15 protein-coding genes are annotated in these 23,527 nt (G+C 38.2%); 5 read left to right on the top strand and 10 right to left on the bottom strand.

Going from position 1 to position 23,527, the window contains the following annotated elements; translation table 11 throughout:
• The 6 genes from HNP36_RS14880 to katG all read right to left on the bottom strand — a co-directional run.
• Nucleotides 1-3,134, bottom strand: a 3,134-nt coding sequence (locus HNP36_RS14880) for a hypothetical protein (RefSeq protein ID WP_184165243.1), incomplete at its 3' end; no start/stop codon positions are given.
• Nucleotides 3,135-3,147: 13 nt separating this feature from the next.
• Nucleotides 3,148-4,728, bottom strand: a complete 1,581-nt coding sequence (locus HNP36_RS14885) for a T9SS type A sorting domain-containing protein (RefSeq protein WP_184165246.1) — start codon at nucleotides 4,726-4,728, stop codon at nucleotides 3,148-3,150.
• 281 nt (nucleotides 4,729-5,009) lie between these two features.
• Nucleotides 5,010-9,749: a lamin tail domain-containing protein gene (locus HNP36_RS14890; protein WP_184165249.1), complete on the bottom strand. Its 4,740-nt coding sequence runs from the start codon at nucleotides 9,747-9,749 to the stop codon at nucleotides 5,010-5,012.
• A 124-nt stretch (nucleotides 9,750-9,873) separates the two neighbouring features.
• Nucleotides 9,874-11,229 carry a hypothetical protein gene (locus tag HNP36_RS14895; protein WP_184165252.1) on the bottom strand — a complete coding sequence of 452 codons (1,356 nt, stop codon included), beginning with the start codon at nucleotides 11,227-11,229 and terminating at the stop codon, nucleotides 9,874-9,876.
• A 774-nt stretch (nucleotides 11,230-12,003) separates the two neighbouring features.
• Nucleotides 12,004-13,236, bottom strand: a complete 1,233-nt coding sequence (locus HNP36_RS14900) for a hypothetical protein (RefSeq protein ID WP_184165255.1) — start codon at nucleotides 13,234-13,236, stop codon at nucleotides 12,004-12,006.
• 135 nt (nucleotides 13,237-13,371) lie between these two features.
• Complete coding sequence (gene katG, locus HNP36_RS14905; RefSeq protein WP_184165258.1) at nucleotides 13,372-15,651, bottom strand: catalase/peroxidase HPI; 2,280 nt, start codon at nucleotides 15,649-15,651, stop codon at nucleotides 13,372-13,374.
• Nucleotides 15,652-15,980: 329 nt separating this feature from the next.
• On the opposite strand from katG, the gene HNP36_RS14910 reads away from it, so the two are divergent.
• Entirely contained in the window at nucleotides 15,981-16,442 is a 462-nt protein-coding gene (locus tag HNP36_RS14910; protein WP_184165261.1) for a heme-binding domain-containing protein, read from the top strand.
• Between the two features lie 11 nt (nucleotides 16,443-16,453).
• On the top strand, nucleotides 16,454-16,867 hold the full coding sequence (locus HNP36_RS14915; RefSeq protein WP_184165265.1) for a thiol-disulfide oxidoreductase DCC family protein: 414 nt from the start codon (nucleotides 16,454-16,456) through the stop codon (nucleotides 16,865-16,867).
• A 61-nt stretch (nucleotides 16,868-16,928) separates the two neighbouring features.
• Here HNP36_RS14915 and HNP36_RS14920 read toward each other — a convergent pair whose 3' ends face one another.
• Nucleotides 16,929-18,362, bottom strand: coding sequence for an alpha-amylase (locus HNP36_RS14920; protein ID WP_184165268.1), 1,434 nt, complete (start codon nucleotides 18,360-18,362; stop codon nucleotides 16,929-16,931).
• Between the two features lie 187 nt (nucleotides 18,363-18,549).
• Here HNP36_RS14920 and HNP36_RS14925 point away from each other — a divergent pair, with 187 nt between their 5' ends.
• Both HNP36_RS14925 and murA read left to right on the top strand, forming a co-directional pair.
• Nucleotides 18,550-19,224, top strand: coding sequence for a DUF4290 domain-containing protein (locus tag HNP36_RS14925; protein ID WP_184165271.1), 675 nt, complete (start codon nucleotides 18,550-18,552; stop codon nucleotides 19,222-19,224).
• Complete coding sequence (gene murA / locus HNP36_RS14930) at nucleotides 19,224-20,531, top strand: UDP-N-acetylglucosamine 1-carboxyvinyltransferase (protein WP_184165274.1); 1,308 nt, start codon at nucleotides 19,224-19,226, stop codon at nucleotides 20,529-20,531. Before HNP36_RS14925 ends, murA begins: the two co-directional genes overlap by 1 nt.
• Nucleotides 20,532-20,594: 63 nt before the next feature.
• On the opposite strand, the gene HNP36_RS14935 is transcribed toward murA, so the two are convergent.
• Genes HNP36_RS14935 through HNP36_RS14945 form a run of 3 tightly spaced genes read right to left on the bottom strand, consistent with a single transcriptional unit; the run spans nucleotide 20,595 to nucleotide 23,111 of the window.
• Nucleotides 20,595-21,134: a hypothetical protein gene (locus HNP36_RS14935; RefSeq protein ID WP_184165277.1), complete on the bottom strand. Its 540-nt coding sequence runs from the start codon at nucleotides 21,132-21,134 to the stop codon at nucleotides 20,595-20,597.
• Entirely contained in the window at nucleotides 21,134-21,712 is a 579-nt protein-coding gene (locus tag HNP36_RS14940; protein ID WP_184165280.1) for a DUF6705 family protein, read from the bottom strand. The genes HNP36_RS14935 and HNP36_RS14940 overlap by 1 nt, the downstream gene beginning before the upstream one ends.
• Before the next feature lie 22 nt (nucleotides 21,713-21,734).
• On the bottom strand, nucleotides 21,735-23,111 hold the full coding sequence (locus HNP36_RS14945; RefSeq protein ID WP_184165283.1) for a hypothetical protein: 1,377 nt from the start codon (nucleotides 23,109-23,111) through the stop codon (nucleotides 21,735-21,737).
• A 105-nt stretch (nucleotides 23,112-23,216) separates the two neighbouring features.
• On the opposite strand from HNP36_RS14945, the gene HNP36_RS19375 reads away from it, so the two are divergent.
• The gene (locus tag HNP36_RS19375; protein ID WP_410494193.1) at nucleotides 23,217-23,318 is read left to right on the top strand and encodes a helix-turn-helix domain-containing protein; all 102 of its coding nucleotides are present in this window, start codon (nucleotides 23,217-23,219) and stop codon (nucleotides 23,316-23,318) included.
• Nucleotides 23,319-23,527: the final 209 nt, after the last annotated feature.

Raw genomic sequence — 23,527 nt, forward strand, 5'->3', positions numbered from 1 at the left:
ATCCGGGCAATAGGCTGGGTTTTGTTATAGCCCCAGATGATAGTTGTGGAAACACCGCTTCTTGAGGTATACTGCTGTATGTTTCCTTTTTCATCATATTTGTCATAGGTGACTTCTGTGGATGAAGCTGTCGGAGTTTGTATATCGTAGGATAAAACTGAACTTGGAAGTAAATTCAGAGGATTGTCATATCTTGTCTCTGTTTTAGAGATGGTTTTGGAATCCTTTTTTACTTCTGTTTCTAAGGGAATCCCTATCATACTGGCATTGATAAGTTTCTGATTGCCTTTGTCGTGGGCATACTTATAGCCGGTTTCTTCGGTTCTGCCATCCGGTAAAACAGCAGTAGTCTTTGAAAGCTGTTTTTCTACATTATCATAATTGTAATGGGTTGTGGTAACCATTTTTTTATATCCGCTGTCATCAGTAACATTTGCAGGAACGTCTTCCATGTATTCTTTCGAGATACTCTTATCTAAAAAGACAGAATAGGATGGCAGCATATACCCTGAGATATACATATTATTGATGTAAGTTCCGGCATTTGATCCCGAAGGAACAAATGCAAGGGGAAATACAGTCATTCCTGCCACACTTGATATTAGATTTACCTGATCAGGCCTGTAATCATTCTGCGTAGATTTTTTTAAATACAGCTGCCCGTTCCTGTTTCCAAAAACTTTTTGTGAAATAAGATTTCCATTAAGATTTCCTACAGGTACATCCCAAAGCATGGTATTCTGGGTAGATCCTATAATATTACTTAACGTACTGCCTGAATTACTAAACAAACCATCATCTGTAGGAGGTCTGAAGGTATAGCTGTTTTGAATATTACTGGTTGTAAATTTTTTTTCCTCCCCGCCATTTTCAAACATATCCCCTCCATAACTAATACTTACAACCGGATATACAGGATCATAAATATTGTAATTGTAATCGTTGATTTCCCCATCATTATTGAGTATTGATTTATTAACCATCGTTACCTGTGGTTCTGAGTTCAGTATGGTTTCAGAAATACTTCCAACCAAGGGACTACCTGACGTAGGATTTTGCGAAGGAGGAGTATAAGGGGCATATATTTTCTGATCAAATCTGAAAGATTTAAAGTTAGGGATGTATTGGAAATCCAGGGCAGCAATGTTATTGATATTTCTATAATCAGTATAATAGATTCTTTTGATGTTCACCGGTCCGTTTTCAGAAACATCATACTGCTTTTTAAGTCTTATATTTCCGTTTTGTACGATATTCCATTCGCCTTTTTTAGGGTATTTTATCACAGCGGTTCCGCTGCATTCCCGGCAGATATTATTTAGGATTCTATACTTTAACTGATATGTCTTATTAGGTTGAACAGTGAAGTTGTCAGACTCTCCTATATAGTATATTGTTTTAGAAAGGAATATAGGTTTCGTATAAACAACTTGCCCGGTGGCAGTGTCAATAATATCAAACTGAGCTTTCCCTTTGTCAGCAAAGTTAGTCTGGACGTTTGAATGAAGTTTCAGCTCTATCTGGATACTGTTTCCTTCTACCTCTGAAGCCTGCAGACTGCCTGACGATTCTCCCGATAAAGGAAGATGCGAATTTACCAGATCATAATCAATTAAAGAATCGTCTGCCCATAAAGCTTGAGTATTTCCTATTACCTGCTGTTTTTCTCCTTCAACAGGCTTTAAGCTTCTTGCCGGTACAGGCTCGTACTCAAAAACAGTTTTACCTTTTGTAGGATAGATCACGGAAGCCAGTGTTCCGTTTTTCGTAAAATTAAAATCAGGTCTCCGGTCTGCATAATAATCAGTATTCTGGTTAAAAAGAGTATAATCGGCTCCAAATAAGTTCAAATTGGGAAGCAGTGTATTGGGATTGCTTTTGCCGTTACTGTACCCTAAATAATCCATACTGAACGATAGCCTGTCGGGAAGAGCCAAGGGATTGTTATATTCAAACTGATGTTCCTGAACAAAATTTTCCTGGCCGTTTTTCAGGGTATACTCTTTCACTTTTTCAAGAAAAAAACGTTTTTTTTGAGGGTCTGTTGCAGAATTGTGGATATACTCAAATACAATTTTCCTGTTGTTTATGTTATGGGAAGCAATAGTTATATTTCCTACTTTCTGAAAAGTTTCGGAGGGTACTGTCGCATAATTTATAAGCACTTTTTCGGTGTCTGTTGTGATTTGCGTCAGGATTTTAGGATCATTGATATTGAGTTTTTTAATGGACTGACTGTAGGAGGTTGAAGGTGGGAACGAACTAGTACCTTCGGCAGGCATCCCCTGGTCGTAAAGAGAGCTGGCCAGAGATGCTGATTCATTTAAACCCAACAGGGTGACATTTGGGCTTACCTGTGTATAAGAAAATTCAATCTTATGACCAGCCGTATTCTCTATTTTTGTTAAAAAAAAGCTGGTCACACCATTAAGAAAAGCATTTGCCCTTACTGTTGTTTTTTCAGTCGCTCCTGTGCCTCCGAAAGTATATTTTGTGCCGTCAAAAGTGGTAATAATAAAAGTATACGTTTCTTTAAAGATTCCTACGGTCTCAATTTTCAGGTTATTATCCTGAGTCAAAAGAACAGGTTTGAAATTATGGTCAAGATAAAAGCTCCCGCTATAGCCAGGAAATGAAAAATTAAAAATATCCGGCTGGTGGTCATAATGTGCAACATTACCCCGGGTATAGTTTACCAACGTTAATTCTTCCTGCGGACTGGACAGCTGAGTTAGATCATTAACATCCAACAAAAGCCTGTAACCAGCCATTTCATCTTTTTTGTCATATATTGTTCTATTAATCACGCCACCCGCTTCCAATACCCAGTTCATTCCCACAGTATTCGGTGTATCATTTACCTTTACCCCAGCTTTGCTGTATGTTAAAGATATAGGATGCTTAAGTTTATTTGAGCTTATAGTGTGAATAGGGATGCTTACATTGGGATTTCCTTTAAATTCATTAAACTGTAAGTTTCCGAATTGGGTTCTGTAATAGGATTCAGGAGACGGAGGATTAATATTAAGGGATGAGTCATCATCATTTTGACCTGTCTTCATCAAAGTGCTAAACTCTTGCGCTGTGAAATTATTGGCAAGTATAAGGCCTGCACAAATTACAATTTTTTTCATTTTTATCAGTGTTTTATTTCTTGATTAATTTGGCACTTGCTGTTTTGTTCGTATCTGTTTTTATCGTCACCAGATAAGCTCCCTGAATTAAATTCTGGGTATTAATCTTAGTCACTTTATTCTTAGTTTTCAAACTCTGGAATTGTCTTCCTCCCATATCATAAAGTAGAATATCTGCTTCCTTGAAATCGGAGCCTATTTCCACATAAGCATAATCTGAAACAGGGTTCGGATAAATCTTGATGTCCTGTTTCTCGATCAGCTGGTCAAGTTGTTTGTCTCCAAGCTTTACAATTTTCCAGTTCTCTTTTCCGAGCTCTTCAGCACTGGTTCCAGCCAATATGATTGAGCCGTCCCTGTTCAGTTTTATATCTGAAAGTCTTTCTTCTCTTTTTCTGGATTCTCCTTTTACATGTTTTCTCCACTGCTCTTCTCCGTTTTGATTCAAATATAGCATCCAGAAGGTTTCATCATCGGTCTGTATCTTTCCTTCGGCTTGGGTGTAACCACCTAACAGGATTCCTTTAGAAGATTTATCATCTGCTGAATTTAAAATACTCGTTCCCATCAGGATATCCCTATTTCCGAAATTGTAGGATTTCTGCCAAAGTTCTTCTCCTTTTTCATTTAAGGAAATCAACCACAGATCGGTTCCTTCTTCAATTCCTGTGGTTTTGTTTCCTGACCTGTCAGATCTCGATTCACCTCCGATGATAAATCCGGTTGAAATCAAAGCCAATGTTCTTAGATGGTCATCTCCTTTACCTCCATAATTCTTTTCCCATTCTACTTTCCCGGTTTTGTCTAATTTGACGATCCAGTAATCTCCTTCTCCGAAGTTTTCAGTTTTCTTTGAACCACTTGTATTACTTCTCGAATAGATCCCTAACAAAGCACCTCCATCTTTAGTTGGAATCATTTTTTCTACCTCATCCAATCCTTTTCCGCCTAAAATTAATTGGGATAATTCTTTTCCGTCTTTATCAAGTTTTACAATCAAAACATCTTTGGAACCATAACCTTTGTATTTAGAATCCTGAGCATAATCTGAAAGATTACGAACGGAGTTCATGAAAGATCCGGCAATAAAAAATCCTAAATCTGTAGTCTGAATTACCGATCTTGCTTCTTCATCAGATGCTGATCCTAAAGTTTTCTGCCAAAGTTCTTCCCCGAATTCATTAAGTCTTACGAACCAAATATCTGAGCCGCCTTTGGAATCTTCTTTTTTATCCAAGCCTTTACAGGAATAGCTGGTTCCGGAAATTAAAAAGCCTCCATCCTGGGTAGCTACAGATCCTGAAAGGTAATCATGGTTTTGTCCTGAAATATATTTTTCCCAAACCCCATCGCCCTGTTGGTTGAGTTTGATTAAATGGAAATCGTAGCCGTTGTTCTGCTTACTGCCTTCTGCCTGAAGCTTACTGCTCTGAATACTGCTTCCTGTAATTAAGTATTGCCCATCAATAGTTGTAGTAACCTGGCTTAGAAAATCCTGCGTTGAGGATTTGATATCTTTCTGCCACAATACTTCCTGGGCAGACAGCCCGAAAACAGCGCATAGAATACATGCACCAGAATATATTTTCTTCATCCGTTTGTGTATTAATTAATATTGGTTTTTATAATTTTCCGGCAAATTTAACGTTTTTTAACACACATGCAAATCTCGTTATTGAGATTTAATATCGATAATTTCACTTATCCGTGTCTTAAAGTGTTATTTCCCCTAATAAAAACAAAGGTATTCGGGCAAAGCGACAGAACTTGTCGTATTAAGAGGATAAACCATAATTTTAAAAGCCCGGAATTTAAAATAAACAAACCCTCCAATAAACTTGGAGGGTTTTAATGTACTATTTAAATCAGATAGGATTAGTCTTTTGTTACTTTGAAAACTTTAGATTCTTTCTCACCTTGAATCTTTATAAGATATCCACCTTGACTTAGTCCGGATACGTCAATAGAATTTTTTCCGGTATCAAGCTTTTCTGTCTTTACAATCTGTCCTGTCATATTGTAAATAGAAATCACAGATTCTTCATTAAGATTGACAAATAAAATGTCCTTCATTGGAACAGGGTAAATTTTAATCCCGCGGTTATTATCCACAGTATCTATATCTGTTCTCATCCTTTGCCCTGTCGGTTTTGCCATTTTAGCACTAGCAGCATCACTTGAGATAGATTTAGCTTCCCAGCTTGCCGGAAGTTCATTATTCAGATCAGAAGAAATCAGTTTCAAGTAAGATCCCTGTCCGTTGGCTTCAACCGGCCATGGTGAAATGCCGGAGAAAAATACATAATCAACAGTACTTCCTGACTTATCCTTAAAGGTGATCGGTTCACCGGAATTACTCAAACTGCCGCTTGTCCATTGGAATTTGTTGTGTTGGCTGAATCCTGTAACCAGTGCAAGATCTTTCACCAGCATGATCGTCTGATTCGGTGAAATAATTGTTCCCTGGGGGAATGTATAAGTAACAGCATCTGTAACAGTATACCCGGAAACGTCCAAGTCAGATCCTCCTGCATTTGTGAGCATTAAGAATTCTGCATCACCATTGGTTTGCGGCTTGTAATTAATCCCTGTAATAACAAATTTACCCGGATTCACATCTTCAACCTTGATCATCTTTGAAAACTTTGGCCCCCAGTTATTTGTGGTAAAGGCACGTGTAATAATATTGTAGGTTCCAACCGGTAAAGTAAATGTTCCGTTATAGAGATATGCTTCCTGAGAAACCACTCCGTCATTCCCCATCGGGTCCGTATCGTTTAATGTGTAATAAACCTGAGTTCCTGAATTCGGATTATCGATCTGGATAGTATCTGTTTTCCTGATCGTTGCCGGTGTTGGAATTTCATTAGGCAGAAGGGTGTGCGCCATATTATATTCCAGCCATTTCTTTAAGTTGAATGAAACTCTTTCCGGAACCTGAGCAATAATTCTTGGTCCGTCTACATTTTTCCACTGTTCGTAAACATTTCCTGTATAGCCCATATACGCTGCATCAAGCTTATATAATCTGTCAAGCTCCGTCATTGTAGTTTGAATCTTATTCTGCACATTCACCACAGATAAGGAAGCACCATCCGCTCCGGCAAAATTCCCCGAAGCAGGCCCTATATATTTAAGGACAGCATCTTTTACCAGGGTTTTAAATTCCAGATTTCCGGTTGTTGCATTGGTATTTGAACCCATGAAATTCCCGAATAGCCCACCCGGTCCATTGATACTGCCCGGCGAGTAAAGCCATTTAAATTTATAATTGCCTCCGCCTCCGGCAAATCCTCTTGCAGGCATTGACACATCTGATGAAGAAACCGTAATCCCGCCAAAGAAGGAACCATCCGTATCATTAATCATAAATTTAGCCTTCATCACATCGGGATTGGTATTGTGCGTAATAGCAGCTGCCTCGTTCTCAGTATCGGTAAACATAAATACCAGCTGGAACTTGATTAAATCATCAACATCCACCAGTTTTTTGAAGTCCTGGAATTTCTTGGCAGCCGCAGTATTTCGGATGTTATTCCATACAGCCTGGCTTCCGTCTCCTGATTCTACAACACCTCCCGTAAAATATCCGTCCTGAAGGTTTACTTTAGTGTAATTATTATCGTCGTCCCCGAAAACTTCCTCAAGGTTATTCGCATTGAAATCATTCCTCATGGTCTTTAAGCCACGGTATTTACCATTGATGAACAGATTGATATACCTGGTATTCAAAGCATATTTTCCTATTTCTTTCTGCAGATTCATTGATATTTTTTCACTGAATCTCATGAATCCGATATTGTAAACATTCCGTGAAGCATTATCCTGTCCCTGTTTCAATTCTAAAGTCTGAATTTTACCCGGATTTTCAAAAGCATCATTCGGATAATCGTCAAAGAAGGTATAATTGGCCTTTTTTACACCAGAATCACTGTTAAACTTGAACTTAAGATTAGGATTATAGAAACCTACACTTTCCTGTCCGAATTTTCTTGCCAAAGAATTACTGAAGAAATTTTTTCTTCCGCTGTAAACATTATTGTCGATGTATTCTACGGAAGCTTCAGCCCATGTTGTATTAGGCTCGGAATTGGTTGTTACCGAAACAATAGGAACTTCCCCGATTGCCTGGGCATATTCTGCAGCAGTGATATTGGATTTGTAATACCATTGCCAGTAACCGTCTGCAGTGGATTCATTGGCATAATTGTTTCTTAAAACATACGTATGGGCAACCACTCCCGAATTGTTTCCTCCGCCATCATAAGCATATACTTTTACTGCCGAAGTTTTGTTAATTGCAATCGGGGCCGTATAAACTGTTCCTACTATTGCTGATGGTGTTTTCCCGTCCAAAGTATATTTTACCGTAGTTCCTGCAGGCGCAGAAATTGTAAGATCAAATCCTGAATCATAAACACCTCTTGTTTTACTGAAACCAAGATCAACACGTTGCTTTCCTTCATTATTCGAAGTATTGTAGGTAGGTGTAATAAAATTGACTAAACTTCCTGTACCGTCAGGGAATTTCCCTACAGTCTGGTTATAAGGAATGCCCTGATAAGTTAAAATATCCTGCTGAATCACATTTCCGCCAACCTTTCTTGAAAAATAAACGGTCTCCCCATCTGAACCCAACCCGAAATTAAGATGGTTATTTCCTTTGGAAGGATCACTGTCTGCAATAAAAGTTGTAAAGCCTTTTGCTGGTATATAAATGTCTTTCAGTTCGCTTAAAGTACGGTTTCCATTTTTATCGGAAAGGTAGATTCCGCTGTTCTGCTTATTGAAATATACCGGATAATCGTGGTCATTATAGATTTCAATCCAGTCTTCGTCCTGGCTTTGGGTGCCTTCTGAGGAAACTTCATTAATATAAAGCTTACTCATATTGGCAGGATTGCTTTCTATATCAATTTCGGGGCCTCCGTTATTGTTAAGATATTCAATAACCAATCTCGGCTGGTAAAGCTCTGAACCGTTTCTGGAATATACATTTGCTCCCCCGGAATCTGATTCTAACTTAAACGACAGTGAATTCCCTGACTGCCACCCGTTAATTCTTGCCTGATCAACAAGGTTTCTGAGGTTTGCAGTTCTGTACTTGGAATTCGATGTCCAGTTTCCTGTATTCCAGTCTACAAATATTGATGAATAATCACGTTTTGTAATATTCCCTGAAGTGGTATTGTATACTTCTGCATTTGACATTTCAGAAGATATTTTCACCCTAGCGTTTGCACTGTTTCCATAAGCATAAAACTCAATGTAGGCATCGGTAACCTGGGCATTGTCAGGAAGCTGGATATTCTCAAACCTGACACCTGTAGTCTGTGCTGTTGCCCCGGATTTCCCTCCAAGCTCCAGAATTCCTCTTACCAGATCCATTCCGCCTGTGGAAAGATTCTGTATTCCGTCATTCTCTCCGGCAGAAACATATTTTCTGATGGTTTCATCCTGAGGAGCCGGCCCTACGCTTGGTCCGGCACCGTTATTTTTGTATTCAATAACCAGTTTAGGCTGATAATTCGGCCACCCGTTTACAGACCAGGCCGTAGCGCTTCCATCGTTCCCCTCAACTTTGAAAGCAAGGGCCTGACCGGATTGCCAGCCGTTTAATCTGTTTTCATCTATGATTTCCTTTAAATCGGCACTTTTATATATTGTATTTCCAGATGTCCAGGGAGCAGTAACCCACTTTGCCTTCCGGTGAGAATAATTTCTTCCGGAAATATTGCTGTTGGCAGCTGTATAAACCGGGGCATTACCTAATTCTGTGCGGAAAACCAGTTCTGCATTGTTCGGATTGGTTCCGTAGGAATAAAACTCTATGTAAGCTTTTGTAATTTCCGCACCTGCAGGAATCTGAACATTTTCAAATCTTAAACCGGTTACTTGCGGTGTAAGACCGGACTTACCTCCCAGTTCCAGAATTCCGCCTGCCAAATCCATATTCCCGTTAGTAAGGGTTTGCTCAGCATCGTTATTCCCTGAAGAAACTACTGTTGTAACTGTTACCGTCTGGGTAGAATAGTTGATCACCAGCTTGGGTCTTTTTCCAGCTGCTGCAGAATACGACCGTACTGTAAATGCTCCCTGCCCGTTTCCTTGAATACGAAATGCGAGACTGGCATTGTTAAGGCCTGCATTGGCAAACATTTCATTGAGTACGTTTTTCAGATCCGGAGATTGGTACTGCTGATCTACCACGCATCCGGAAGTGATCCATTCTGCAAAAGATGTGGAATAAATCCGGGATTTTAAATTCAAGCCTGTAGAAGCGGCGGCAGATGCAGGATACGGAAGTGAGTTTCCTATTTCTCCTGTGATCTTCATTGTTGTGGAAGATGTACTTGGTTCATCTCCGTTAAAAACAAGATAAACACTGTTGATAGCTGCATCCGCCGGTAGCGAAATGCCTTCAAAGCGTAAAAAGGTTTCCTGAAGGGTTGCACCATCTTTTCCTGCAAGCTCAAGATCAGAACTTGTGATATCAGCTGTATTATCAGCTCTTACTTCCACATCATTATTCTGTGTGGAGACCTCCATCTGAAATAGGCTTTGGGCAGACACCGCAAAAGGCAGGAATGCTACCAATAATAGATTTTTTTTCAAGGTAATTTTTTTTATGATTAAAAAGAGCTGCCTGTATTCAAGGCAGCTCAAAACTTATAAGATATTTGCCTTATGTTTTATTATAACTTTCATATCTGCCCGTCAAATACGGGAAATAATCTGTTTAATAAACCGGAGCATTTTTTATGAAATAGGCAAAAACATCACATAAAATTCTTGCAAAGTTTTGTTTGTCCCCTGCTGATGTTGCTGTACCATTTCCGAACTTATCTCCAAATATGATTATGTTTCGGGATTGATCTATTACTGCTCCTCTTCTTGAAGCAACATCGACAAAGTTAAGCCCTTGGCTTGTGGAAATCTGTCCGGAATTTGCTCCGTCATATCCTATATTCAGGCCGTTAGAGACAATGAACGGCTGCCCTGTTCCGAATATCTGCGGAATCACGGTCACATTTGAATTTACAATACCGTCCGTTGTACTCCCATTTTCTACATAGAATTTCAATACGTCTGCCAAACCTGATTCAGGTACAGAGTCTGCATAATTAATAACAAACCCTCCTGTAGACTGATTCCATTCTTTTATAATATTGGCAAAACCTGTACTGATACCGTTATTGGCACCGACAATAATACCTGAAGCATCTGCCAGTTTATCTTCCAATTCTGCCAAACTGTTTAAGGTAACGTTTACAACCTGAATCTGGCTTGTTCCGGAATAAGAAACAGCAGAATTAGATGCAGCAATTTGGTTATCTCCTGTTAACCATTTGTAAACCAATCCTGATGAATTGGTTCCTGTAACTAAGGATGAGCCATTGGTACCATTTACATTAACAATTTTCATAGTTGAATTTGCTCTGCTAATAAATGAAACAGGTATATTATTACAGATGATTCCGGAAGAACTTGCTGCTGTAGGGCTTACTGTTACAGAGTAATTATAGGTACCTGCTGAAGGAGTTCCACTAATAGCCGTTGGATAAAGACTTACCGTTTGAGGCCCCAGATTCACAAAAGTTCCCTGAGCGGTAAAAGTAACACCATTTACTGTATTTGTAGTATAGGAATAAGCTCCCAATTGGGTAACCTTTACCGGCACATCGATACGTACAGACTGTGCGCTGAGCGGCTTGTCTGTTACATATTTACCGATTACTTTTATAGAACTACAATCGGAAAAATCTGCAACTCCCTGTTTTTCACCACAGAACTGTGCCCATGCACCTGTAGAGGAAACTCCGTTCCAGTTCCATACATTGTAACAGTTTGTTTCTTTGTTGTAAACAGTAAGACCGTTCTCTTTTGATCCGGGATTGATATTATTTCTTTCCGAAGTTGTATACCTTTGGATGAGTAAACCATTAAGCTTATCTGGATTAGCACTATTCTGATCAATACGTTCAGAAATATGCAATCCGGTTTTAAGATTGGGATTAGGAGTATTAATCCCGACTTGGCCAAACGTGGCAATACTTACAAAGGATAAAAGTGTAATGAGTTGTTTTTTCATCATTGTTATATTTTAGTAATTATAATTCATAGCCTTATCATTCCGAATCTATTACAGCATTCAGAAATTTTGTAAACTGAAAAATCGAGTGAAGACGTATTCAAGTAAATACGCTGCAGGAATTTTAAAAATTTAATCGTCCATTATAAATGGACATGATACTTTTAGAGGAGTGTATCTTTTGGAGAAATGTAAAGTCTAGTTTTTTTCATTGTGTGTTTTAATTTGAGTGTCAGTTAGGGGAGTATTTGATTAGTAAAAAAATCGATGTAACGCATTCACATTTACTGATATTTTTTTCATCAAAACGTTTGCAATATTAACCCAACATGAACAATACATGAGAAAGAGATACCCCCTTAATCACACTTAGAATACCCCTCAATTTCACTCAACAATGTAAATGTATGATTATCAAAAACATAAATGATTCAAATGAAGTAAATAAATAAAATTTGTGATCCTCTTATTTCTTTTATTTCCTCTTTTGATTCTGATAAACATCTAAAATTCTGCAAAAACTGACGATACAATTATGCTAAAAATAACAGTTAGCCAGGGAAAAACTATAAAAAAGCATTCCGAATCTGACTGATTGTTTATGAAAACAGAAACAGATTTTTAAGAAATTATATATTGAAAGGATCAAAAAACATTAGAGTTAAGCAGTCATTATTTAGCTTTCATTATTATCTCATTTCTTAATTTCAGGACAAAAAAACAGCCATCCTTTTTTAGAATGGCTGTTGAATTATTTTAAAACCTTAAATCAAATATTTAATATCTTGAAATGATTACCCAGGCTGAACCTGTACTTTGTACAACGATTGCTCTTCCCAAATTACTGTTATTTAAATCATAATTGGTAAAATTACCTCCGTTAATTCTAAATGTTCCGGAAATGGTAACAACTCCGGCAGTATCATTAACCAGATTATAGATTTTTCCCTGATTGGCAGTACTTGCGGCCGGAAGTGAAATATTTCCGGTTACAAGAATCGTATAATCATCACCAGCAATAGCTCCCGAGGACAAAGCTGTTATTTTTGCGTTTAAAGATGAGCTATTTTTCCAGGATAATGTGCCGGCTCCGTCTGTTGTCAAAACCTGGCTGGCCTGGCCGCTTGTTCTTGGAAAAGTATATGCTCCCTGAGGATTACCGGATGTATCTTTGTAGGAAAAAGTAACTCCTTTACTCTTCTCAAGAGCAACATCTGTTGATTCCGTTGATCCCGCATTGTGGCTCAGGGTAAGATTATTAACAGTTCCATTACTTATTCCCCAAATAGAAGCATTTACACTTTGATCCTGATTATTGGCAATTAGAGCAAAAGATCCTCCGGAAGGCTGCGAAAAAGTGGCAACACTTCCTCCTCCTATTCCATAATTTGACTGTAAGCTGCTTATTCCCGATCTCGCTACAACTACACTTGTATTTGTGGCTGCCGACAGATCACTATTATCGGAGTAATAAATTCCGCTGCCTATCCCAAAAAGATTGGTATCTACTCCAAAGTAATTACCTGCGCTTCCATATTGGGCTTTCATATCGCCTTTCACTTCAAATTGTCTGTCAGATACAGTATCTGCATTGGTGAAACCGATCCCTACTTTACCGTTTTGATAGATATTCTGGGTATTAGCGGTTGCAGGGTTTGCAGTATTTTGTATATTCCACGGTGAAGCTACAGTTCCTGTATTTAATTTTACCCATTTATTCAAGTCTCCATTAAAGTAATAGTACCCCACTGAATTTACATCAGCTGTTTGTGTTCCTAAAGTCCCGGTAGCAGTTACATAGACCAACGCTCCCGTTTGTGAGGTGGTGTAAACTTTTGCATTCAGCTGTTCTCCTGTAATTCTTGGTGCAATAATTCCGTCAAATTTTGAAGTATCATCAGGATTTCCTACTACATCGAAAGTAGCATGTGGAGTGTCTGTATTAAGCCCAACCTGAGCAAAAGTAAATGAGCCTACCAATAACAGGGCAGGAAATAATTTTTTCGTCATGTATTTGTTTTTTTATTTCTCAACAAATATATGTTTTATTTTAAAATTCAATCACTTTCATAATAAATATTAATTGATATAATAAAAAAAGGCGACTTTTACAGCCACCTTCATAATATTATGTTAAGTTGATTATTATTTCAAATCAAATCTGTCGGAATTCATTACTTTCACCCAGGCTGACACAAAATCATTTACAAATTTTTCCTGGGCATCAGAGCTTGCATATACTTCTGCAATTGCTCTCAACTCAGAATTTGATCCGAATACAAGATCTGCACGGCTTGCTGTCCATTTTGGCTGCCCGGTTGCCCTGTCAGTTCCCATATACAATTCATTATCTTCAGAAATAGCCTTCCATTGTGTTCCCATATCCAGAAGGTTTACAAAGAAATCATTGGTAAGTACTCCCGGACGATTGGTGAATATGCCATTCTTTGATCCGTCAAAATTCGTATCCAATGCGCGCATTCCTCCTATAAGTACGGCAAGTTCCGGAGCGGTAAGGGTTAAAAGCTGTGCTTTATCAATTAAAAGAGATTCTGTAGATACGCTGAACTTTCTTTTCAGGTAATTGCGGAAGCCGTCCGCTGCAGGTTCCAGATAGCCCATAGACTCAACATCTGTCTGTTCCTGTGAAGCATCCGTTCTTCCCGGCGCAAACGGAACTTTAATATAATTCCCTGAATCTTTCGCGGCTTTTTCAACTCCTGCATTTCCGGCAAGAACAATTAAATCTGCCAATGAAATTCTTTTACCATTAACCTGAGCTCCATTGAATTCTTTTTGAATATCTTCTAAAATTCCCAAGACTTTCTGAAGCTGGGCAGGATTGTTTACCTCCCAGTCTTTTTGAGGAGCGAGCCTGATTCTTGCACCGTTTGCACCGCCACGTTTGTCACTTCCTCTGAATGTAGAAGCAGAAGCCCATGCAGTAGAAACCAACTCAGAGACACTTAATCCCGAATTTAAAATTTTCTCTTTTAGAGAATCAGCATCTGCATCGTTTACCAGTTCATGATTCACTTCCGGAACAGGATCCTGCCAGATCAGCTCTTCCTGGGGTACATCAGGTCCCAGATATCTTGCTTTAGGCCCCATATCTCTGTGGGTTAGCTTAAACCATGCCCTGGAGAAAGCATCTGCGAATGCATCCGGATTTTCATAGAAATGTCTTGATATTTTTTCATACACAGGATCAAATCTTAATGAAAGATCCGTTGTAAGCATGGTAGGTCTGTGTTTTTTATTGGAATCAAATGCATCAGGAATGATTTCAGCTCCGTTTTTGGCAATCCATTGATGGGCTCCGGCAGGACTTTTGGTCAGTTCCCATTCATTTTCAAATAAATTTTTGAAGAAATAATTGCTCCACTCAGTTGGTGTTTCGGTCCAGGTTACTTCCAGTCCACTGGAAATAGCATCTGTTCCTTTTCCTGATTTATAGGTACTGCTCCATCCGAATCCCTGAAGTTCAATTCCGGCAGCTTCGGGCTCTTTTCCTACATTATCTGCCGGACCGGCGCCATGTGTTTTTCCGAAAGTATGACCACCGGCAATTAAAGCAACTGTTTCTTCATCGTTCATCGCCATACGCCCGAAAGTATCGCGGATATCTTTAGCAGCTGCAAGGGGATCGGGATTTCCGTCCGGACCTTCGGGATTTACATAGATAAGCCCCATCTGTACGGCAGCAAGAGGTTTTTCAAGGTTTCTGGAATGGATATCTCCATCTGCATCATCGTCAGTTGGAAGTACTCCGTGTTTTTCTGCTACTCCTTCTGAACCGTGAGCATAACGCAAATCACCGCCCAGCCATGTTTTTTCTGTTCCCCAATATACATCCATATCCGGTTCCCAAACATCTTCACGGCCTCCCGCAAATCCGAATGTTTTAAAGCCCATGGATTCTAAAGCAATGTTTCCGGTAAGGATCAAAAGGTCTGCCCATGAGATTTTTTTTCCGTATTTCTGTTTGATTGGCCATAATAATCTTCTTGCTTTGTCCAGACTTACATTATCCGGCCAGCTGTTTAGAGGGGCAAAACGCTGCTGTCCGGCTCCGGCTCCTCCTCTGCCATCACCAACACGGTATGTCCCGGCACTGTGCCATGCCATACGGATAAACAGGGGACCATAGTGACCAAAATCAGCCGGCCACCAGTCCTGAGAATCTGTCATTAATGCATGAAGGTCTCTTTTTACGGCTTCAAGATCAAGGCTTTTAAATGCTTCAGCATAGTCAAAATCCTTATCCATAGGATCTGAAAGTGATGAATGCTGACGAAGAATATCCACCCGCAGCTGATCCGGCCACCAATCAAGGTTCTTGGTTCCTCCGCCTGCTACGGCTTCTTTTTTCATTGTTCCATTGTGAAACGGACACTTACTGATGTCATTTAAATCTTTTTCCATTGTAATTTAATTTTTTATGTTGATCAATACAGTTTCTTTTTTAAGATATCACAAACTTACAAAGGCTATTTTATAAATACAATCTATTAATAATTATTTAAGCGATAGTTAAAAACTATAATAAATTCAATTTTACAAATTGTTTGAAAGCATACTATCAAAAGGTACAATAATGCAATTAAGTTAATAAAAATCCAGGAACAGATGCATAAAAAACAAGAGCAACTTATCATATTTAGAATGATTCAAATAAACATTTTCATTTTGATAACCAGCTCATTCCGATTTAATAAAATTTGATTATTTTTATATTTTAAGATAAAATTGATATGAAAAAAGTTCTTGTTGTTCTCCTTGTTGCATTTGTTATTATACAGTTTTTTCCCATTGAAAAAACCAATCCTCCTCCTACTCCCGGCATGGATTTTCTAAGGATTAAGAATACACCGGAACCTGTTGCAAAGATCATAAGCACATCGTGTTATGACTGCCATTCCAATGAGACTAAATATCCATGGTATGCAAGTATTTCTCCGGCTTCATGGTTTGTTAAAAATCATATAGATGAAGGCAGAAAACATCTTAATTTTTCTACCTTTGCCATGTATGATCCCAAAAGACAGGCGCATAAACTGGAAGAATGCATAGAAATGACAGAGAAAGAGGAAATGCCTCTGGAATCTTATTATGTGGGGCATCAGGATGCCAAACTTACTGCAGAACAGCGTAAAGAGCTTGTAGAGTATTTCAAAAAAGTAAAAGAAGAGACCGAGAGGAAAATGACATTTTAAAAACCTAAATTATGAAGGAGAACTGGAAAGATAAACATATTGTATTTTTTGACGGTGAATGCGGCGTCTGTAATTTCTGGGTGCAGTGGATTCTTGAACGTGATAAAAACGACAGATTCATGTTTGCTTCTTTACAATCCGGCTTCGGGCAAAAATTTTTATCTGAAAGAGGCCTGGAAACCAAAGTATTCAATACCCTTTACCTGTGGAAGCCCGGAAAATACTATTTCACTAAATCACGGGCTGTACTGCAAATTGCCAATATATTAGGCGGAATTTACAAATTATCGGTTGCAGGAAAAATATTCCCTCCGGTTTTAAGTGACCAGGTATATGATATGGTCTCAAGAAACAGAATGAAACTTGCCAATCAGAAGTGTTTTCTTCCGGACAGAGATCAGAAGAAAAAATTTATTGAAGTGTAAGCTTTGAGAAAGTTTAAGTAAATAAGAAAGCAAGGATGAATCATCCTTGCTTTTATACATTCTATTGGTTCAGTGACCATATTGAATAGCTGTTTGGCGGTGCCTGGATCTTCACCCATTTATCCCCCTGTGTTGTTGGGTACCAGCTTGAATTTCCTGTAAAATCTTTAATCTGCTGGCTGCTCCAGTTGGTTTCTATCCATCTTTCCTGCCAACTCGATGAATTGTTGATGTAGACAACCAATCCGGGATTTCCGTTATAGCCGTTACGTCTTGCAATGTATTCATCATTATCTGTATACAGGATGGAAGTGGTTCCTGTGGCTTTATTGTTATGAATCCAGATCAGGTTGTTCAGCCTTTCTTTGTTTAACCATTCTTCATAATCACGGTAAAAAATGGTAGGATAACCTTCATGGGTAAGAATATAGGCATAAGCCGGCATTTTATTGTTAATGATATCGGTATCATGATTGGCAACAAATGTTACTGCTTTATAAGGATTTCTCTTCCACATCATATCATCATTCAGAACATTTAAATTTCCGTTGTCAAAAGCTTCATCCATCTTATAATATGCAGCAAAATCGAATACGGAACTATTGGCGTTATTAGCCCACCATTCCAGGGTATTTACATTGGAATCCCATAGTTCACCTACAGAAAATCCACCTACGTTGGAATTCCAGTTATTGACAACCCACGGTCCGAAGCCTTTAACATAATCGAATCTCCAGCCGTCAAATTTCATAACATTTTTGTAATATTTCCCAACAGAGTCGTCTCTTCCCCACAACCAATCCTGTACATAGGGATTAGCATGGCACAGGTCCGGAAAACCTCCGAAAGCTCCTTCGTCATTATTTCCGTAAGAATTTTTGTAAAAATCATTATAACTTCGCTGGAATTTTCCGGAAGCAACTCCTGAAAAGTCCGTCCATGTGCTTGTTCCTGTAAAAGGATTAGCCTGAGACTGCCCCCCACTGTTGTGGTTGATAACAATGTCTGCATAAACCTGCATATTTTCAGCATGGGCTTTTGTAATCAGGGCTTCCAGTTCTGTACGGGATCCAAAACGGGTTTCTACACTTCCGTTCTGGTTAAAGTTTCCGAAATCATAATAGTCTGTAGGATCGTACCCCATAGAGTAAGCTCCATTTTGAGCCTTTGATGCAGGTGGAAGCCATACTGCACTGATTCCTGCGTTTGACCAGTCTGTAAGCTTACCTTTTACTGTATTCCACCAGTTACCGCCATCCGGAACATCCCAATAGAAGCCCTGCATTAAAACTCCGCCTCCGGGTCCTGATACAAATTTTCCGTTTATGGATCCGCTTCCGGTACTGAAAGGACGTCCGTCATGATTCGTAACGTTTACGGTTTTGGAATGAACTTCCTGTGACCCGCGACTTTCATTGTCATTCTCATCGCCGTTCTGGCAGGAACTAAACAATGCTAAAGCCAGCATCGAAACTAAGAAATGTGTTTTTTTCATACTTTATTTTAATTATTAATCTAACAACTAAAATACAATTTTATTGAAACAAAGTCTACAAAATGTGAAATATTTTCATTTTAACCAAAAGATCTTAATCAATAGCTGTATAAAATTTTCATTAAAAAAACATAAACTTTCAATATTTTGAAAGCAATTTTTCTTTTAATCCATATATTTGCATACTATGGAATATAACACCCAAAAAACTCAGCTTCATATGCCGGAATATGGCAGAATCATACAGCAGCTGGTTGAACGTTGCAAAGAGCTCCCTACCAAAGAGGAAAGGAGTGAAATGGCTATGGCCATTATTGATTTTATGGGTCAGAGAAACCCTCAGCTCCGTGACGAAGAAAATTATAAGCATAAACTTTGGGATCATCTTTTCATTTTAGCAGAATATGATCTTGATGTAGAATCACCATACCCTTTTCCTACCAGGGAACAGCTGGCAGAAAAACCAAAAAAAATGGAATATCCTAAACTTCAGGGAGATTTTAAATTTTACGGAAAAAGTATTCTTCAACTGATAGAAAAGGCTATAGAACTGGAACCGGGTGATGAAAAGGAAGCCCTGATAGAAGTTATTGCCAATAACATGAAAAAGTCTTACAATGTATATAATAAGGAACATGTAACAGACGATGTTATTTTCCGCCACCTGAAAGAGCTTTCTGAAAACAGGCTGGACCTTACCGGAATAGAGTCTCTTGAAAAAAGTAAGATTTACTACACCAGCAATAACAATAATAACAGAAACAACAATAACAGCAGCAGAAACAGCGGCAATAATAACAACAACAATAAGAACCAGACCAACAAAAGAAGACATAACAACAATCATAAAAACAGAAAGTAATGAGTGGAACATTTCAAATAAGAGGAGGAAAAAGACTGCATGGTGAAATCACTCCACAAGGGGCAAAGAACGAAGCTTTACAGATTTTATGTGCTGTTCTGCTAACGGATGAGGAGGTAAGAATTAAAAATATTCCGGATATCCACGATGTAAACAGACTGATTGAAATTCTTGGTGATTTTGGGGTTAAGGTTACTAAAAACGGCCAGGGAGATTTCACGTTTAAAGCGGATAAAGTCAACTTTGATTATATTAAATCTGATGAATTTAAGAAAGATGGCGCTAAACTGAGAGGCTCCATTATGCTGATGGGCCCTATGCTTGCCCGTTATGGCGAAGCTTATATGCCGACTCCGGGAGGGGACAAGATCGGAAGAAGAAGACTGGACACTCATTTCCAGGGCCTTGTAGAGCTTGGCGCTGAATTCAATTATGATGAAGATGAATATTTTTATTCATTAAAGGCTAAAGAGCTAAGAGGAAAGTTTATTCTTCTGGAAGAGGCTTCTGTAACCGGAACTGCCAATATTGTAATGGCTGCAGCCCTTGCCAAAGGAAAAACAAGAATTTACAATGCAGCCTGCGAGCCTTATCTTCAGCAATTATGTAAAATGCTGAACAGAATGGGTGCCAACATATCAGGAATAGGCTCCAATCTTCTTACCATTGAAGGGGTGGAGCATCTTCGCGGTACGGAACACACTATGCTTCCGGACATGGTAGAGATCGGATCATGGATAGGACTTGCTGCCATGACCAAATCTGAAATTACCATTAAAAATGTAAACTGGAACCAGCTTGGTGTTATTCCAAACACATTCAGAAAATTAGGAATCCAGCTTGAACAGAGTAATGACGATATTTTTATTCCTGCCCAGGAAAACTACAGAATCCAGAAGTTTATTGACGGATCTATTCTTACGATTTCGGATGCCCCGTGGCCAGGATTTACACCGGATCTTTTATCCATTATTTTAGTGGTGGCAACCCAGGCAAAAGGAAGCCTTCTGGTTCACCAGAAAATGTTCGAATCCAGATTATTCTTCGTGGATAAACTGATCGACATGGGTGCACAGATTATTTTATGCGATCCGCACAGAGCTACGGTAATCGGATTAAACCAGGAAACTCCTTTGAGAGGCACTACAATGGTTTCCCCGGATATCAGAGCCGGAAACGCACTTCTTATCGCAGCACTTTCTGCAGAAGGAAAATCTATTATCCACAATATTGAACAGATTGACAGAGGGTATGAAAATATCGATGGAAGACTAAAAGCCATTGGGGCGGATATTGAAAGGATTTAAAATATATTTATTGTAATAAAATAGGCTGTCTTGTTAGACAGCCTATTTTTATTCTTATTCACATTAATTAATGTCATTGTCCGTAAGTTTTGCTGATCTTAGGATAAGTTCAACTGCTTCAAAAAAACTTCCATGATATTCTTTAGAGATTCCTTGTGTATTTAATTTTTTTTCGATTGAGCCTTTTTTGAGGGTAATCGAATTACTTCCTCCATCTACAATAGAAACTAATTTGTTGGGATTTTGAGGCAGCTCTATATCTTTTTGACTAGTTTTTACCACCAATTCGTAGATTTTCTTATACTCATTATAAGTTATTCTTCTATTATCATATGATTCATTATTTTTTAAAGTTTTTACAACCACTGATTTTTTTCTTTTACTTATTTTAGGAATTAAAGTGATTATAAGTTTATCTCCTCTTATAACCATAATATTTTCATGTTTAAACTGAATATATTCTTCTGCGTTTTTTTGTGAAACACAAGAAATTAATAGAATAAAGCAAAAGACGGTATATATTGTAAGTTTTAAAGAATAAACTTGCTGTTTTCTATATGAAAACACAGCAAAAAGGCTAGAACATATTATCAAACTTTTCATTACTGCTTAATAAAAACAAGATTCTCCGCTTCTGGAAGATAAATTTTTATATCAGGATTTCCAGGGCAGTCTCCTTGGGTGAAAATCATATCATTGGGATAATATGACCAACTAATTTGAGTATTATTGATTTTTAGTAAGGTTATTCTTCCCCAGCCTACACGACAATTGGTCCCGCTATAATATAAATCAACACTATTATTATCCAAATCATTGGTACCCATACTTACTATATTATTTCTTTTAGGGTCAATAGAATTTTGGTTATCTTGAAGTATAGCCCCAGTTGATGCATTCTTCACAGTATACTTTACATGAAGTACATCCTGATAATAAATCCTTCCTTGAAGCCTAGTATCGATTAGCATTTTATCTTCTTTTGTTATATAAAGAGTAATCTCATTTCCCTGATAGGTATTTTTATAAGTACCAATATAAGGAGAAAGATAATTATTTAGATCTTTCATGTAAGAATAGTTAGGTGCATTCTTGTAAAATGTATTTAAGGGATAGATTTGTTGCGCCTTACATGCTAATAATGTCATACATAAAGCAAATAATGATAATATTTTTTTCATAATTGTTATCTATTTATATTAATTAGGGACATGGTATATCCTGAGGTTTCCCATTTGCATCAAGTATTACATTGGTTACATTACCATTTTGATTTACTTTTTGCAATAGCATTTTACTTTTATCAATTCCCATATTATCCAATGCATTGAAAAAAACTTCTTCCAGCCCTTTTGTACTCATAAAATTACCATTTTGAGAAGAGTAACCAGATTTATTCCTAAGTTCTCTTTCAAATTTTTCATAGCTACTTCCTAAAGCATCAAAATCATAGGCCGTCTGATAAATATTAACAGCTTCATAAAGAAGGCCTGTAAACCTAATGATGTAATAATAATACTCATATCCTTCTGGGCAGTTAGGGCAAACCTGTGAGCCTATCATCTCCCCAAAGGCATCATCTATGGGAGCACCTGCAGGCTGCTTGATAATAAATGCAAACAGTTTATGAATATCTTCATTAGAAAACATTTTAACCCCAGTGGGTGTATGGTTGTGGGTATATCCCTGATACCCAGAAACATCACCAAACTGTACTTCATGATCGCCTCCATTCATAATAGGTCCCGGTGTACCATCGGGTTTGGTCATAAATCCTTTTTCGCCACCCAGTTTAGATTTGTCACGCAGTTCATTAATGCCCGTCTGTCTTTCAGGATTATTTGCTATTGCTTTTGTTTTCGCACAGGGGTTGTTATTCACATAGGGCCCCTGTCCATTTCCTCCTCCTGCCGGATTAGGATCTATACAGTTTTGAAACTGAGAGCAGGCGCCGGAAGTATTACCTCCGCCCCAGCCTCCCGGGCCACCGCCATTTCCTCCCGGTTGAGGAACTGTAATAATAATATCTTCTATATCACAGGGATTAGACACATCCCATCCGCAATCATTTCCTCCTTTATTGGCAGATTGGGCTTTACGCACACTCTTCTGATACTGTAGCCGGAAAAGATCTATTATTTTTACGTAATATTCAGAAGCAGGGTTCAGATCCAGGTATTCTACAAATGTTTCTTTCTTGTTGAGGACAGCTACTGTTAATCCCGATACAGAAGAATTGCTTATACGAGGATAAATAATCCAGCGGTCACCGTTTTCAAGAATAATATCCTGGGAGTGGATGCTAAACTCTACATAGCTGCCATTGGATATACCTTTTTGCATGAGGAACCCTGAACGGCTGTGCCCGGTACCATTAATACTGTCATACTTTTCCAGCAGTTTCCTGAATCCTGATGCATAATTTACAGGCTCCTTGCTAAGCGGAGTAAATACCTGGAACTTATCTGAAGAATAAGACGTCTCTTTTACAGAAAGATATTCGTCTTCCGTTCTACAGGAATGCAGAGAAAAGGCCACGGCTGTTAGAAAGACCAGCCGGAGAAATAATTTTTTTCTCATAGATTGTTTGTGTTTTTAAGTGGTTAAATATATAAAAAAATCACCATATCACTATGAAGTGATATGAGGCAAAGCTAAAATAAATTTTCTGCCAACATTATAAGTATAAGCACTAAGGGAAGGCAATACAGGGAAGCTAAAAACTGGTCTCAGGAAGATCTTGCAGTACGCCTGGATACCACACAGACTACTACTTCCAATATATAATCTGATAAAAATATTCCTAATTCTGTATTATTAAGTAAAATTGCGAAAGAACTAGAAGTAGATATTAATGATCTGTTAAGTGATTCTTCAAACAATATTATGACAAATAATGAGTTCAGTGATCATGCTGTTGCTGCCGTGAACCAATATAACCCAATATTTAATATTCAGTCTTCTGAAATTACTGAAAGCATACTAAAAAATCAGGA

This window comes from Chryseobacterium shigense (genome assembly GCF_014207845.1).
GTDB lineage: Bacteria > Bacteroidota > Bacteroidia > Flavobacteriales > Weeksellaceae > Chryseobacterium > Chryseobacterium shigense_A.